Source organism: Streptomyces luomodiensis, from assembly GCF_031679605.1.
Lineage (GTDB): Bacteria > Actinomycetota > Actinomycetes > Streptomycetales > Streptomycetaceae > Streptomyces > Streptomyces luomodiensis.
The window spans coordinates 289286-301488 of record NZ_CP117522.1 but is presented as its reverse complement, the minus strand read 5'-3'; the positions used below and the strand labels follow the sequence as shown (position 1 = coordinate 301488).

The following is a 12203-nucleotide window of genomic DNA, read 5'->3' as shown; positions in this document are numbered from 1 at the left end:
CGGTGCAATCGATTACAGCTGAGTTGCGGTGGACCGTAGGCAGGGGTCGGGGGCCGTGTCAAGGCTCTATGCTTAATCAACGCGCCAGGTCACATCGGTGTTGGAGCCATGTGACGGCCAGGTTTCCCGGCAGGAAGGTAATCGATTGCAACGGGTCACGATCGCTCAGGTCGCCGAACGGGCCGGTGTCTCGACCGCCACCGTGTCGCGGGTGCTCTCCCGCCGGGGCCAGGTCTCCGCCGCGGTCGAACGCAAGGTCCGCCGCGCCGCCGATGAGCTGGGCTACCAGGTCAATGTGATCGCCAGGGCACTGCGCAACAGCCGTACCGACACCGTGGGGATGGTCGTGCCCAGCATCACCAACCCGTTCTTCACCTCCCTGGTGGAGAGCGTGGAACACGCCCTGGGCAAAGAGGGCAAGGAGCTGTTCCTGTGCGACGCGCGCTCCGACCCGCGCATCGAGGCACGCCGGCTGGCCTCGCTCGCCGCGCGCAACGTCGACGGCATCATCGTCAGCCCGAGCCACGGCACCGACAGCCGGCCCGCCGTGCAGCAGACCGCGGACCGGCTGCCGCTCGTCCAGCTCGACCGATTCGTCGACGGCACCACCACCGACTGGGTGGGCGTCGATGACGTCGCCGCGATGCGGCAGGTCATGGACCACCTCCACGACGGCGGGGCGCGGTCGGCGGCCTTCATCGGCTCGCTGATGACGCACTCCTCCACCGAGCAGCGGTTCGCCGGGTTCCGGCGGCGCGCCGAGGAACTGGGCATCGAGGTGAAACCGGATCAGGTGCTGCTCGGCGACTACAGCGTGGAGTGGGGCGAGGCCGCCGTCGCCCGGCTGATCGCGGAGGGTGGCCTGCCGGACGCGATCGTATGCGCCGATGACCTGATCGCGCTCGGGGCCACGCGCGCCTGCCGGGCACACGGTTTCGCGGTGCCCCGGCAGGTGCAGGTGACCGGCTACGACGACATCGAGTTCTCCCGGCTGGCCGAGCCGGCCCTGACCACGGTCCATCAGCCCCGTGACCGGATCGCCGCGGAGGCGGTACGGTTGCTGGCCGCGGCGGGCCTGGCCAAGGACACCGAGCGCGGCCCGCACGCGCACATCTCCCTCGTGCCGACCCTGGTGGTGCGCGACAGCACCCGGGCCACACAAGCGCCCCGGGACCGCACATGACGGCAACTCACCCCAACCCGAGGAGGGCCCCGATGGGCGACGCGGACGCATGGCGCGGTGTGACGGACCTCGCGCGGCGACTGGTGCGGATCGACACCCGGGGCGGCCGGGAGGCACCGGCCGCCGCATTGGTCGCGGACCGGCTGGACGGCGCGGGGTTCGAGGTCCGGGTCGAGGAGCCGGTACCCGGCCGGGCCAATGTCGTCGCCCGGTTCGGGCCCGCGGTACCGCGGGTGCCGGTCACCTTCACCGGACACCTGGACACCGTGCCCGCCGACCCGTCGGGCTGGTCGTTCGACCCGATGAGCGGGGAGCTGCGCGACGGCCGGCTGCTCGGCCGCGGCAGCAGCGACATGAAAGCCGGCGTCGCCTGCCAGGTCGAGGCGGCGATACGGGCCGCCCGGGAAAACCCGCGGGACACCGCGGTGCAGCTGATCTTCACCTTCGGTGAGGAGACCGGCTGCGAGGGGGCCGAAGAGATCGCCGCGGCCTCGCTCACCCCCACCGACCTGCTCATCGTGGCCGAGCCGACCGGCAACCGGACCGTCCTCGGGCACAAGGGCGTCCTGTGGCTCGCCGCGACGGCCAGGGGGATCTCCGCGCACGGTTCCCGTCCGGAGCTGGGCAGCAACGCGATCGCCGCGCTCGCCGCCGCGGCGGTCAGGATCCACGGGCACGAAGACTGGCCGGTGAGCCCGACACACGGCCCGGCAACGGTCAACATCGGCACGTTCCACGCGGGCGAGCAGCCCAACCTGGTTCCGGACCGCGCCGAGATGCGGCTGGATGTGCGTACCGTTCCCGGTTTCGGACGAGATGAGGCGGTCGCGGAGATCTCCCGGCTGTGCGGCGACGGCATCAGCCTCGACCGGCTGCTGGACCTGCCCGGTGTCGCCACCGACCCGTCAGCGGCCGCCGAAGCGCAGGAGATCCTGGCCCCCGGTTCCTCGGCCCGCCCGGCCGAGTACGCGACCTACTTCACCGATGCCTCGGTGCTGACCGGCCGGCTCGGCGATCCCGCGGTGGTGGTGTACGGACCGGGCGACCCGGATCAGGCCCATGTCACCGATGAATCCTGCTCGTTGGCCGCCATGACCGAGTCCGCGGAGGCGATGCACCGGCTGCTGCGCAGGCTCGGGCGATACCGCGTGGCCTGACCGGCGCCATGCGCCTGGTGATCGCCGGTGTGTCGCCCACGGTTCGGGCCCGACGGAATCCCGTCAGGCCCGTTCCTGGTCCTCCGCCAGGACGACGCAGGCGCTGAGATGCCAGGTCTGGCCCTCCTTCGCGGACAGTCGTCGTCGGGCTGGGGTCGAAGTGCTCCGTCACCGAGCCGTCCGGCGGATGGGTGAGGTATCCCGTGCCCAGCGGCGAGGTGTAGTCCTCGTAGGTGCGCCAGGAGTCCAGAAGCAGGGCGGAGACCGTCGTGACGACGTGGGGGTCGTTGCCGAAGGTCATCCGGGTCCACTCGGCGGCCAGGTCCTGCGCGGACAGCTCCGGGTTCCAGGAGAGCCGTCCGTAGCCGTGGGTGTTGGCGGCGGCCAGGTGTGAGCCGGTCCAGTTCCTGGCATCGCCGAAGTTCATCACGCCGGCGAATCCGGAGTGCGGGTAGGAGTGCACCCGGCCGGTCACGACACGGGCCACGGTGCTGCCCTCGCCGGCCTTGAGCGTGTCGAAGTCCAGGACTTCCTTCCACTGCGGAACCAGATAGCACAGATGGGTGGCGTGCCCCGTGTACTCCTGCGTCACCTGGAGTTCGATCATCGAGTTGGTACGCGGCAGCGAGCCGAAGAGGGGGTGGGCGGGCTCGCGGACCTGGAAGTCGATCGGCCCGTTCTTGATCTGCACCACGGCGTTGTCCGCGAACTTCCCGTCCAGCGGCGTGAAGTCGAGGTAGGCCTGCCGGTCCCACTTCTCGTCACCGTCGTGCACGAACGCCCGCCACATCACGATCCCGCCGTACGGTCTCAGCGCGCCCGCCAGCAGGTTGGCCCCGTCGGCGTGGGTGCGTCCGTAGTCCAACGGCCCGGGGCGGCCTTCGGAGTTGGCCTTCACCAGGAAGCCGCCGAAGTCCTCGATCTTGCCGTAGATCTCCTCGGCCTTCTTCGTCCACCAGCCGCGCACCCCCGGGTCGAAGGGGTCGGCGGTGTCCAGCCCGTCCAGGTCGATGGGGGCGGCGAAGTTCGCCGTGACATACAGCGTGACGCCGTAGCGGCGCAGCACACCGGCGAGTGCGGCCAGCTTGGTGAGGAACGGCTCGGCGAGGTAGTCCGCGGGCGTGTTGACATTGTTGATCACGGCGCCATTGATGCCGATCGAGGCCAGGACACGCGCGTAGTCCGTGTACCGGTCGTCGAGCCGCGGCAGCTTCTCCCAGTCGAAGAAGGACCGGCCCGCGTAGCCGCGCTCGATCGAACCGTCCGCGTTGTCCCAGTGGTCGGCCACGCGCAGCGGGGCGGCCGGGCGCTCCGTGAGGTCGAGGTGCTCCAGCGGCTGTCGGGTCTGTACGAGCCGCAGCAGGTGGAACGCACCGTAGAGCACACCGCGGTCGGCGTGGGCCGCCACCCCGGTGCGGTCCCTGCCGCGCTTGGTGACCCGGCGGATGACGTAGCCCTCGTCACCCAGCTCGGCCAGGTCGGCCGCGGGGACGAGCTCTCGGATCAGGGCGGAACTCGTCGGAGTGCCCACCACGAGCGCCGCGCCGGAAGGGGCGGTGGCGCGGGGCACCACCGGTGTACCGAGCAGCCCGGTGAGCCCGCGGGCCAACTCGTCCTCCGCCGACTGCTGGAGCGGGCCGCCGCCTTGCCGGACCAGGGTCCCCAGGGCGGCCCGGTACCGCTCGAGCTGACCGGAATCCTCCACCTGCCGGTACCGCAGCCACAGGTCGTACCCGTCCTCGGCGGGCGGCGCGGCCGTCGACGGTCCGGCGCCGAGGACCGGCTGTGCCGACGCCGGCGCGGAGAGACCGAGCGAACCGACCGCGCTTCCTAAAGCGGCCGCGGACAGGACGCTGCGGCGCCGTATTCCTGAGCTCATGACTCTCACTTTCCGTTGCTGAACGAACAGTGCACATCCAGGCCAGGAGCAGGCTCCGCAACCGTCACACGCAGGGCGACACATGTCAACACAACAAACCACAAAAGGACACAGGTCTGGTCAGCTTTGCCGACGGAAGTCCAGCATGTAGAAGACCTTGTCGTAGCGGTGTTCGCCGACGGCGACGAAGCCGGGCAGGCGGCCGTATTCGGTGAAGCCCAGCGACCGGTAGAGGCGCAGGGCAGTGGTGTTGTCGCCACGGGCGTCCAGAGTGAGGACCTCGATACCCGTCTCGCGGGCGTCAGCGATCAAGGCTGCGGTCAGCGCCCGACCGATACCCCGGCCATGGGCAGCGGCATCCACCGCGATCTTCTCAAGGTCGGCGTGTGGCCGATGGGTCGGGCGGGCGTAGCGGAGCCAGTACCCCAACCCGACAAGCCGACGGTCGAGGTAGGCGGCCCGCAAGGCCGCATCCCCGGCCTGCACCGCGGAGACGACGTGGCCAAGAAGTTCCGCCACCTCATCCCGCGCCGGTGGTTCGACCCAGCCCAGCGCGGCACCTCCCCTGACCAGGTCCGCCAGGATCTGGTGGGCCGACTCCGCGAACCGGACCCCCAGCTCCGGGTCGGAGGTCAGTTCCATGGCGTCGAGGATGGCTGGCTCAGTGGTCATACCGCTGATCATGCCCCAATTCACGAGGGCGTCTGAATCTGTAAAACAGATCGCATACAGCGGAAACATCTGTTGGACAGAGTTACGGCCGTGTCCAAGGATTCCTCATGCGGTAGCACGGTCAACGCGACACCGGGATGGACTACCGCCTGAGTGGAGGCTGAACGTTGAGTGAAGAGACTGAGGTAGTCGTCGTCGGGGCGGGCCAGGCGGGCGTGGCGGTGAGCGAGCACCTGGGAGCCCACGGCGTACCGCACATCGTCCTGGAGCGGCACCGGATCGCCGAGCGGTGGCGCTCGGGGCGGTGGGATTCCCTGGTGGCGAATGGGCCCGCGTGGCACGACCGGTTCCCGGGGCTGGAGTTCTCCGACGTCGATCCCGATGCCTTCGCCTCGAAGGAGCAGGTCGCGGACTACTTCGTCGCGTACGCCGAGAAGATAGGTGCCCCGATCCGGTGCGGTGTCGAGGTGACCTCCGTGCGGAGGCACACCGGCCGGCCCGGCTTCCGGGTCGAGACGTCGGAGGGCGCCATCGACGCGCGCTTCGTCGTGGCGGCGACCGGACCGTTCCAGCGGCCCGTGATCCCGCCCATCGTCCCGGACGGTGCCGTCCCCGTGCAGATCCACTCCAGCGGTTACCGCAACCCGGAGCAGCTGCCCGAGGGCGCGGTCCTCGTGGTCGGGGCCGGCTCCTCAGGGGTTCAGATCGCCGACGAGCTGCGCCGGTCCGGTCGCCGGGTCTTCCTCTCCGTCGGTCCGCACGACCGTCCTCCCCGCCAGTACCGCGGACGTGACTTCTGCTGGTGGCTCGGTGTGCTCGGGCGCTGGGACGCGGAGACGCCCCCGCAAGGTGCCGAACACGTCACCATCGCGGTCAGCGGTGCCCACGGCGGTCACACCGTGGACTTCCGCGCCCTGGCCGCCGACGGTATCGAGCTGGTCGGTCTGACCGCGTCCTACGACGACGGCGTGCTGCGTTTCGCACCGGATCTCGCCACGAACATCGCGCTCGGCGACGCCAAGTACCTCGAGCTCCTCCGGGCGGCCGATGAGTACGTCGAGCGCAATGGGCTCGACCTCCCCGAGGAGCCACAGGCCCACATCCTCGGGCCGGACCCGGAATGCCTGGCCGACCCCCGGCTGGAGCTCGACCTGGCCGGGACCGGAGTCACCTCGATCGTCTGGGCGACGGGCTTCGCCACCGACTACAGCTGGCTCGAGGTCGACGCGTTCGACGAGAACGGCCGGCCGGACCACCGGCGCGGCGTGTCGTCCGAGCCCGGCGTCTACTTCCTGGGCCTGCCCTGGCTGTCCCGCCGCGGGTCGAGCTTCATCTGGGGGGTCTGGCACGACGCGCGCTACGTCGCCGACCACATCACGACCCAGCGGGGCTATCTCGCGTACGGCACCACCGACCGGCCCGGCGCCGCGCCGGCGACCCGGCAGAACTGAGGAGCGAAGCGATGACCTCCACGAACGAGGGCCGCCAGGTGAAGGCCCCGATCGTCGCCGGCGGGCACACCCGGATCCGCCCGTTCAACACCCGCGACACCTATCCCGAGCAGAACCTCGACAACGACCTCTGCCAGGCCGTCGTGGCCGGCAACACGGTGTACGTCCGGGGCCAGATCGGCCAGAACCTCGACACCAGCGAGTCGGTCGGCATCGGCGACGCCGGGGCCCAGGCCGAGCAGGCGATGGCGAACATCAAGATGTTGCTCGAAGAGGCGGGCAGCCGCCTGGAGCACCTCGTCAAGCTGACGATCTATCTGGTCGACCCGCGCTACCGCGAGGCCGTGTACCGCACCGTGGGCCGTTGGACCAAGGGCGTCCACCCGATCTCCACCGGCCTGGTGGTGTCGGCCCTGGCCCGTCCGGAGTGGCTGTGCGAGATCGACGCCGTCGCCGTGATCCCCGAGGAGGGCCAGGCATGACGTTCTCCCTGGTGGTCCGCGACGGCGAGCGGTTCGGCATCGCGGCCAGTTCGTCGAGTCCGGCGGTCGCCGCCCGGGTCGCCCATCTGCGACCCGGGGTCGGCGCGGCGGCTTCGCAGAACGTCACCGACCCCACGCTCGGCACGAGGCTGCTGGAGGGGCTGGCGGAGCACGGCGACGCACGGCGCGCGCTGGCCGACGTCACCGGCGCGGCGCGGAACGCGACGTCCATCGCCTACCGTCAGCTGACCGTGCTGGGCCGCTCCGGGCCCGGGTTCGCCTACAGCGGCTCACGCACCCTGGGCAAGCACGCCTCGGCCACCGCGGAGGGGGCGGTGGCGGCCGGCAACATGCTGTGCGGCGAGCACATCCCCGGCGTCCTGATCGACGCGTACTCCGCCGCCACGGGGGAGCTGGAAGAGCGGCTGATCACCGCCCTGAAGGCCGCCGTCGCGGCCGGCGGTGAGGAGGGGCCGGTGCACTCCGCGGGCCTGGCGGTCGTCGCGGACGTGGACTGGCGGGTGACCGACCTGCGCGTGGACTGGGCCGACGACCCGGTCGACCGGCTCGCCGAGCTCCTCGCGGTCTGGCTGCCGCAGCGGGACGACTACGTGCGCCGTGGGCTCGACCCCGGCTCCGCGCCCTCCTACGGCGTTCCCGGCGATCTGTGATGGGGGCGCTGTCTGTGACGGGGGCGCTGAAAGAGGCCGCCCGGCATGAGATCGACCGGCACGCCGAGGAGCTGATCGGCCTCTCCGAGCGGCTGCACGCCGACCCGGAGACCGCCTGGGAGGAACACCGGGCAGCGGCCGCCGTACCGGAGCTGCTGGACCGCGCCGGGTTCGAGGTCACCTCCTCCTATCTGGGTCTGGAAACCGCCTTCCTCGCCCGGTTCGGCGGCGGGCCCGTCCGGATCGCGCTGTGCGCCGAGTACGACGCGCTGCCGGGCCTGGGTCACGCGTGCGGACACAACCTCATCGCGGCCGGCTCGGTCGGCGCCGCGCTGGGCCTGGCCGCCGTCGCCGACGACGCCGGCCTCACCGTCGAGGTCTACGGCACCCCGGCGGAGGAGGGCGGCGGCGGAAAGATCGAGATGCTCGACCGCGGCGCCTTCGCCGGGGTGGACCTCGCGATGATGGTGCACCCGGCGCCGGTCGACGTCGCCGAGGCACGGCCGTTCGCGGTCAGCCACTCCAAGATCTCCTACACGGGTAAGTCCGCGCACGCCGCGGCCTACCCGGAGGCCGGGGTCAACGCGGCCGACGCGTTCACCGTGGCCCAGGTCGCGATCGGGCTGCTGCGTCAGCAGCTGCCGGCCTCGGCCCGGGTGCACGGTGTGGTGACCCACGCCGGGGACGCGCCGAACGCCATCCCGGAGCGGGCCACCGGCCGCTGGTACGTCAGGGCGGAGAGCCTGGCCGAACTGGCCGAGCTGGAGCCACGGGTGATGCGGGCCTTCGAGGCGGGGGCGCTGGCGACCGGGTGCGCGCTGGAGATCGAACCGGAGAGCAAGCCGTACGCGGAGTTCCGCACGGACGAGACCGCGCTCGGGCACTACCGTGCGAACGCCCTCGCCCTGGGACGGGAGTTCGCGCCGCCCGGCCAGGCCGCCCGGATGAACCGGGCCTCCACCGACATGGGCAACGTCTCGCAGGTGGTGCCCGCCATCCACCCCTACATCGGCATCGGCTCGCTGCCCGCCACCAACCACCAGCACGAATTCGCCGCGTACTGCGTGGGCGGGAAGGCCCAGCGGGCCCTGCTCGACGGGGCGATGGCGCTGGCCTGGACCGGTGTGGACCGGAGCGCGCCGGCCGGGGGAGCGGCGGCATGACAGGGGCGATCGCCGCCGTGGTCCCGCGAGCCGGCCGTATGCGGTGGACGGATCTGGGCGGTGTCCCGTCCGGATCCGGCGCGGTGGCGGTCACCACCGGCCGGTTCGCCGGGGTGCGCCGCGGCCGCCAGCGGCCGCTCACGGCCACCCGGCGGCGCGCCGGCGCCCCCGGCGTACCGGCCGCTGCGGTCACCCTCGCGCGCCACCCGCTCGGCCTGCCCGCACCGGACCGCCTGCCGAGGGCGCTGACCCGGCCGCGGGACGAGGCGCGCCGCGCGGACCGTCGCGGTACGTACGGCGGGGAGGCGACCGTCCTTCCCGCCGTGGTTCCGGGTGGCGAGCGCGTGTCCGCCCCGCGGATCCGCTCCGGGGCCGCCGAGGGACACCCCTGGCACGCGGCGTGGCCGCCCGGCCGCCCGCGCGGGGTGCCGGTGACCGCGTGCGCGGACACCGCCGTGGTGCCGGACGCCGGCCTCGCCCGGCCGTGCCCCGGCCGGTACGCGGTGACGGCCGACGCACCCGGGCGGGCGGAAACCACCACGAGCCCGACGACCACCGCGTCCGGGACGCGCCTGCCGCGGAGCCTCACCGCTCCCGGACCCCGTCCGAGCCCGCCGTTCGCCGGCCCCCCCGATCCCCGACGACCCCAAGGACACCGATGCCCCTGACTCCCGGCCCCCAGCACACCGCCCCGGCGAGCGACGGGCACCGGACGGAACACGACATGCTCGGTGACGTCGAGGTGCCCGTGGACGCCTACTACGGGGCGCACACCGCCCGCGCGGTGGCCAACTTCCCCCTCACCGGGGAAACGCTCGCCGCCCGGCCGCACCTGATCGGCGCCCTGGCGACGGTGAAGCACGCAGCGGCCTTGGCGAACGCCGAAGTCGGCGCGCTGGACGGCGTCCTCGCGTCGGCGATCGCCGACGCCTGTGCCGAGATCCGCGACGGCGCGCTGCACGAGCAGTTCGTGGTCGACCTCATCCAGGGCGGCGCCGGCACGTCGACGAACATGAACGCCAACGAGGTGATCGCCAACCGCGCCCTGGAACTCCTCGGGCGGCGCCGCGGGGAATACTCCGCCCTGCACCCCCTCGACCACGTCAACCTCGGGCAGAGCACCAACGACGTCTATCCGACCGCGGTGAAACTGGCGCTGGACGCGCACATCGCCGAACTGCTCGCCGTACTGGCCCGCCTGCGCGGAGCCTTCGAAGCCAAGGCCGCAGAGTTCGCCGACGTACTCAAGATGGGCCGCACCCAGTTGCAGGACGCCGTGCCCATGACGCTGGGCCAGGAGTTCGGGGCGTTCGCCGCCACGCTCGCCGAGGACGAGCAGCGGCTCGCGGAGGCCAGGCTGCTGCTTCATGAGCTCAACCTCGGCGGCACGGCGATCGGCACCGGCCTCAACGCCCGCTCGGGCTACCGGGAGCGCGCGGTGGAGCACCTGCGCCGGCTGACGGGCATACCGACGCTTCAGTCCTCGCCCGACCTCATCGAGGCCACCCAGGACGTCGGCGTCTTCGTCCAGCTCTCCGGCGTGCTCAAGCGGATCGCGGTGAAACTCTCCAAGATCTGCAACGATCTGCGCCTGCTGTCCTCGGGACCGCAGTTTGGGCTCGGCGAGATCAATCTCCCCGCACGCCAGGCCGGATCGTCCATCATGCCCGGCAAGGTCAACCCGGTGATCCCCGAGGCGGTCAACCAGATCGCGTTCGAGATCATCGGCAACGACGTGACCGTCACTCTCGCCGCCGAGGGCGGCCAGCTCCAGCTCAACGCCTTCGAGCCGGTCATCTACCGGAGCCTGAGCGCCGGCCTCGACCACCTCACCGCGGGGATCGCCGTCCTCACCGAGCACTGTGTCCGCGGCATCACCGCCAACCGGCACCGACTCGCACAGGCCGTCGCCGCCTCCACCGGCCTGGTCACCGCGCTCAGCCCCGCACTCGGCTATGAGACCGCTTGCGCCATCGCACTGGAGGCGCACCACTCCGGCCGGCCCGCGCTCGACCTGGTACGAGAGCGCGAGCTGCTGACCGAGGCGGAACTCCGCGTGCTCACCAGCCCCGCCTCCCTGACCGGCCGGCCCGCGCACTGAGGGCACGGCACTCGGCGGCACCCGCACAGCTCCGGCTTGTTCCACCCCATTTCCCAAGGAGGCGCGCATGCCTACTTCTCACACCGACGTCAGGACGGCCGAGGTCGAGGTGGCCACCGACGTCGTCGCACTGCGCAGGAGCGTTGCCGCGGGTGCCGTCGGCGTGTTCGTGCACTGGTTCGACTGGGCGGCCTACGCCTATCTCGCCGGCACCGTCGCGGACGTGTTCTTCCCGTCGGAGAACGGCACCACCGGACTGCTCGCCGTGTTCGGAGTGTTCGCCGTGTCGTTCGGCATCCGGCCGATCGGTGCCATGGTGTTCGGGCCGCTCGGTGACAGGATCGGCCGCAAGCGCACGCTGTCGCTGGTCATCTTCATGATGTCCGGTGCGACGCTGACGATCGGTCTGCTTCCCGGCTACGCGTCGATCGGGGTCGCCGCCCCGGTGCTCCTGGTGGTTCTCCGCCTGATACAGGGATTCGCGGCGGGCGGTGAGTTCGGCAGCGCGGCGAGCTTCCTCGCCGAGAGCGCCCCCCGGCGCCGTCGCGGATTCGGTGTGAGCTGGCTGGAGGTCGGCTCCCTGCTGGGCTTTCTCGCCGGTTCGTTCGTCTACCTGCTGTTGTCCACGGGGCTCGAGGAGGGCCAGCTGTCGTCCTGGGGCTGGCGCATCCCCTTCCTCGTCTCCGCGCCACTGGGCATCATCGGTTTCATCATCCGCAACAAGATCGAGGACACCCCCGAGTACCGGGCACTCGAAGCCAACGACACCGTGCCGCGGAGCCCCGTGCGGGAGCTGCTCCGCTCCCACAAGCGGCAGCTGCTCCAGGCGGCGGGCCTGATGGCGGCCATGCACGTGCCCTTCTACATGGTGCTGACCTACCTGGTCACCTACGAGACCGACCACCTGGGGCACTCGGCCGGCGGCGCCGCCCTGCTGTCCACGGTGATCTCGCTGCTGGGCCTGGTGCTGGTCCCGGTGTTCGGGCTCCTGTCCGACCGCGTGGGACGCAAACCGGTCTTCGTCGGAGCCACCACAGCCCTCCTGGTGGTCTCCACCCCCGCGTTCCTCCTCATGCGGACCGGGCTCGCCGGAACGTGGATCGCCGGTCTGCTGCTCGGCGTGATCCTCGCCGCGATCCTCGGCACCTACGCCGTGTGGTCGGCGGAGATCTTCCCCACCCGCACCCGCCAGAGCGGCCTGTCCATCGCCTACAACCTCACCGCCGCCCTGTTCGCCGGCACGGTGCCGTACCTGATGACCGTGCTCATCTCCGCGACCGGCAGCACCCTGCTGCCCGGCCCCTACCTGATGGTGTTCGCCATCGGCGGCCTCATCGCCGCGCTGTCCCTGAAGGAGACCGCCGGTTCCGCCCTGCTGCGCCCCGAGGACGTGTCCGACACTCCTCCTGAGCGCCGCTAGGCACTTCCGCGTAGGGTCGGCGTC

11 protein-coding genes are annotated in these 12203 nt (G+C 71.5%); 9 read left to right on the top strand and 2 right to left on the bottom strand.

The genetic code is table 11. From position 1 onward, the window contains the following. Positions 1 to 145 precede the first annotated feature (145 nt). Together PS467_RS01400 and PS467_RS01395 are read left to right on the top strand one after the other, a co-directional pair. The gene (locus PS467_RS01400; RefSeq protein ID WP_311033558.1) at positions 146 to 1183 is read left to right on the top strand and encodes a LacI family DNA-binding transcriptional regulator; all 1038 of its coding nucleotides are present in this window, start codon (positions 146 to 148) and stop codon (positions 1181 to 1183) included. 32 nt (positions 1184 to 1215) lie between these two features. Further along, positions 1216 to 2340 (top strand): M20 family metallopeptidase, encoded by a 1125-nt coding sequence (locus PS467_RS01395; RefSeq protein ID WP_311033557.1) that lies wholly within the window; start codon positions 1216 to 1218, stop codon positions 2338 to 2340. On the opposite strand, the gene PS467_RS01390 is transcribed toward PS467_RS01395, so the two are convergent. Together PS467_RS01390 and PS467_RS01385 are read right to left on the bottom strand one after the other, a co-directional pair. Then, entirely contained in the window at positions 2246 to 4219 is a 1974-nt protein-coding gene (locus PS467_RS01390; protein ID WP_311033556.1) for an alpha-glucuronidase family glycosyl hydrolase, read from the bottom strand. The two genes, PS467_RS01395 and PS467_RS01390, sit on opposite strands and share 95 nt — an antisense overlap. A gap of 120 nt (positions 4220 to 4339) precedes the next feature. Beyond that, a complete protein-coding gene (locus tag PS467_RS01385; protein ID WP_311033555.1) occupies positions 4340 to 4903 on the bottom strand; it encodes a GNAT family N-acetyltransferase in 564 nt (187 codons plus the stop codon). Positions 4904 to 5058: 155 nt separating this feature from the next. On the opposite strand from PS467_RS01385, the gene PS467_RS01380 reads away from it, so the two are divergent. The 7 genes from PS467_RS01380 to PS467_RS01350 all read left to right on the top strand — a co-directional run bounded on the left by PS467_RS01380 (position 5059) and on the right by PS467_RS01350 (position 12179). After that, positions 5059 to 6342, top strand: coding sequence for a flavin-containing monooxygenase (locus tag PS467_RS01380; RefSeq protein WP_311033554.1), 1284 nt, complete (start codon positions 5059 to 5061; stop codon positions 6340 to 6342). 11 nt (positions 6343 to 6353) lie between these two features. Further along, complete coding sequence (locus tag PS467_RS01375; RefSeq protein ID WP_311033553.1) at positions 6354 to 6824, top strand: RidA family protein; 471 nt, start codon at positions 6354 to 6356, stop codon at positions 6822 to 6824. After that, positions 6821 to 7495 carry a DUF1028 domain-containing protein gene (locus PS467_RS01370; RefSeq protein WP_311033552.1) on the top strand — a complete coding sequence of 225 codons (675 nt, stop codon included), beginning with the start codon at positions 6821 to 6823 and terminating at the stop codon, positions 7493 to 7495. Before PS467_RS01375 ends, PS467_RS01370 begins: the two co-directional genes overlap by 4 nt. Next, positions 7495 to 8658: a M20 family metallopeptidase gene (locus tag PS467_RS01365; protein ID WP_311033551.1), complete on the top strand. Its 1164-nt coding sequence runs from the start codon at positions 7495 to 7497 to the stop codon at positions 8656 to 8658. The genes PS467_RS01370 and PS467_RS01365 overlap by 1 nt, the downstream gene beginning before the upstream one ends. Further along, positions 8655 to 9326 (top strand): hypothetical protein, encoded by a 672-nt coding sequence (locus PS467_RS01360; RefSeq protein WP_311033550.1) that lies wholly within the window; start codon positions 8655 to 8657, stop codon positions 9324 to 9326. Before PS467_RS01365 ends, PS467_RS01360 begins: the two co-directional genes overlap by 4 nt. Continuing rightward, positions 9317 to 10759 (top strand): aspartate ammonia-lyase, encoded by a 1443-nt coding sequence (locus PS467_RS01355; protein WP_311033549.1) that lies wholly within the window; start codon positions 9317 to 9319, stop codon positions 10757 to 10759. The genes PS467_RS01360 and PS467_RS01355 overlap by 10 nt, the downstream gene beginning before the upstream one ends. A gap of 67 nt (positions 10760 to 10826) precedes the next feature. Beyond that, positions 10827 to 12179 carry an MFS transporter gene (locus PS467_RS01350; RefSeq protein ID WP_311033548.1) on the top strand — a complete coding sequence of 451 codons (1353 nt, stop codon included), beginning with the start codon at positions 10827 to 10829 and terminating at the stop codon, positions 12177 to 12179. Positions 12180 to 12203: the final 24 nt, after the last annotated feature.

Coding starts and splice junctions, on each gene's coding strand:
- PS467_RS01390 (WP_311033556.1), bottom strand. CDS start 4,219: ATGAGCTCAGGAATACGGCGCCGCAGCGTCCTGTCCGCGGCCGCTTTA.
- PS467_RS01350 (WP_311033548.1), top strand. CDS start 10,827: ATGCCTACTTCTCACACCGACGTCAGGACGGCCGAGGTCGAGGTGGCC.
- PS467_RS01375 (WP_311033553.1), top strand. CDS start 6,354: ATGACCTCCACGAACGAGGGCCGCCAGGTGAAGGCCCCGATCGTCGCC.
- PS467_RS01355 (WP_311033549.1), top strand. CDS start 9,317: ATGCCCCTGACTCCCGGCCCCCAGCACACCGCCCCGGCGAGCGACGGG.
- PS467_RS01385 (WP_311033555.1), bottom strand. CDS start 4,903: ATGATCAGCGGTATGACCACTGAGCCAGCCATCCTCGACGCCATGGAA.
- PS467_RS01360 (WP_311033550.1), top strand. CDS start 8,655: ATGACAGGGGCGATCGCCGCCGTGGTCCCGCGAGCCGGCCGTATGCGG.
- PS467_RS01395 (WP_311033557.1), top strand. CDS start 1,216: ATGGGCGACGCGGACGCATGGCGCGGTGTGACGGACCTCGCGCGGCGA.
- PS467_RS01365 (WP_311033551.1), top strand. CDS start 7,495: ATGGGGGCGCTGTCTGTGACGGGGGCGCTGAAAGAGGCCGCCCGGCAT.
- PS467_RS01370 (WP_311033552.1), top strand. CDS start 6,821: ATGACGTTCTCCCTGGTGGTCCGCGACGGCGAGCGGTTCGGCATCGCG.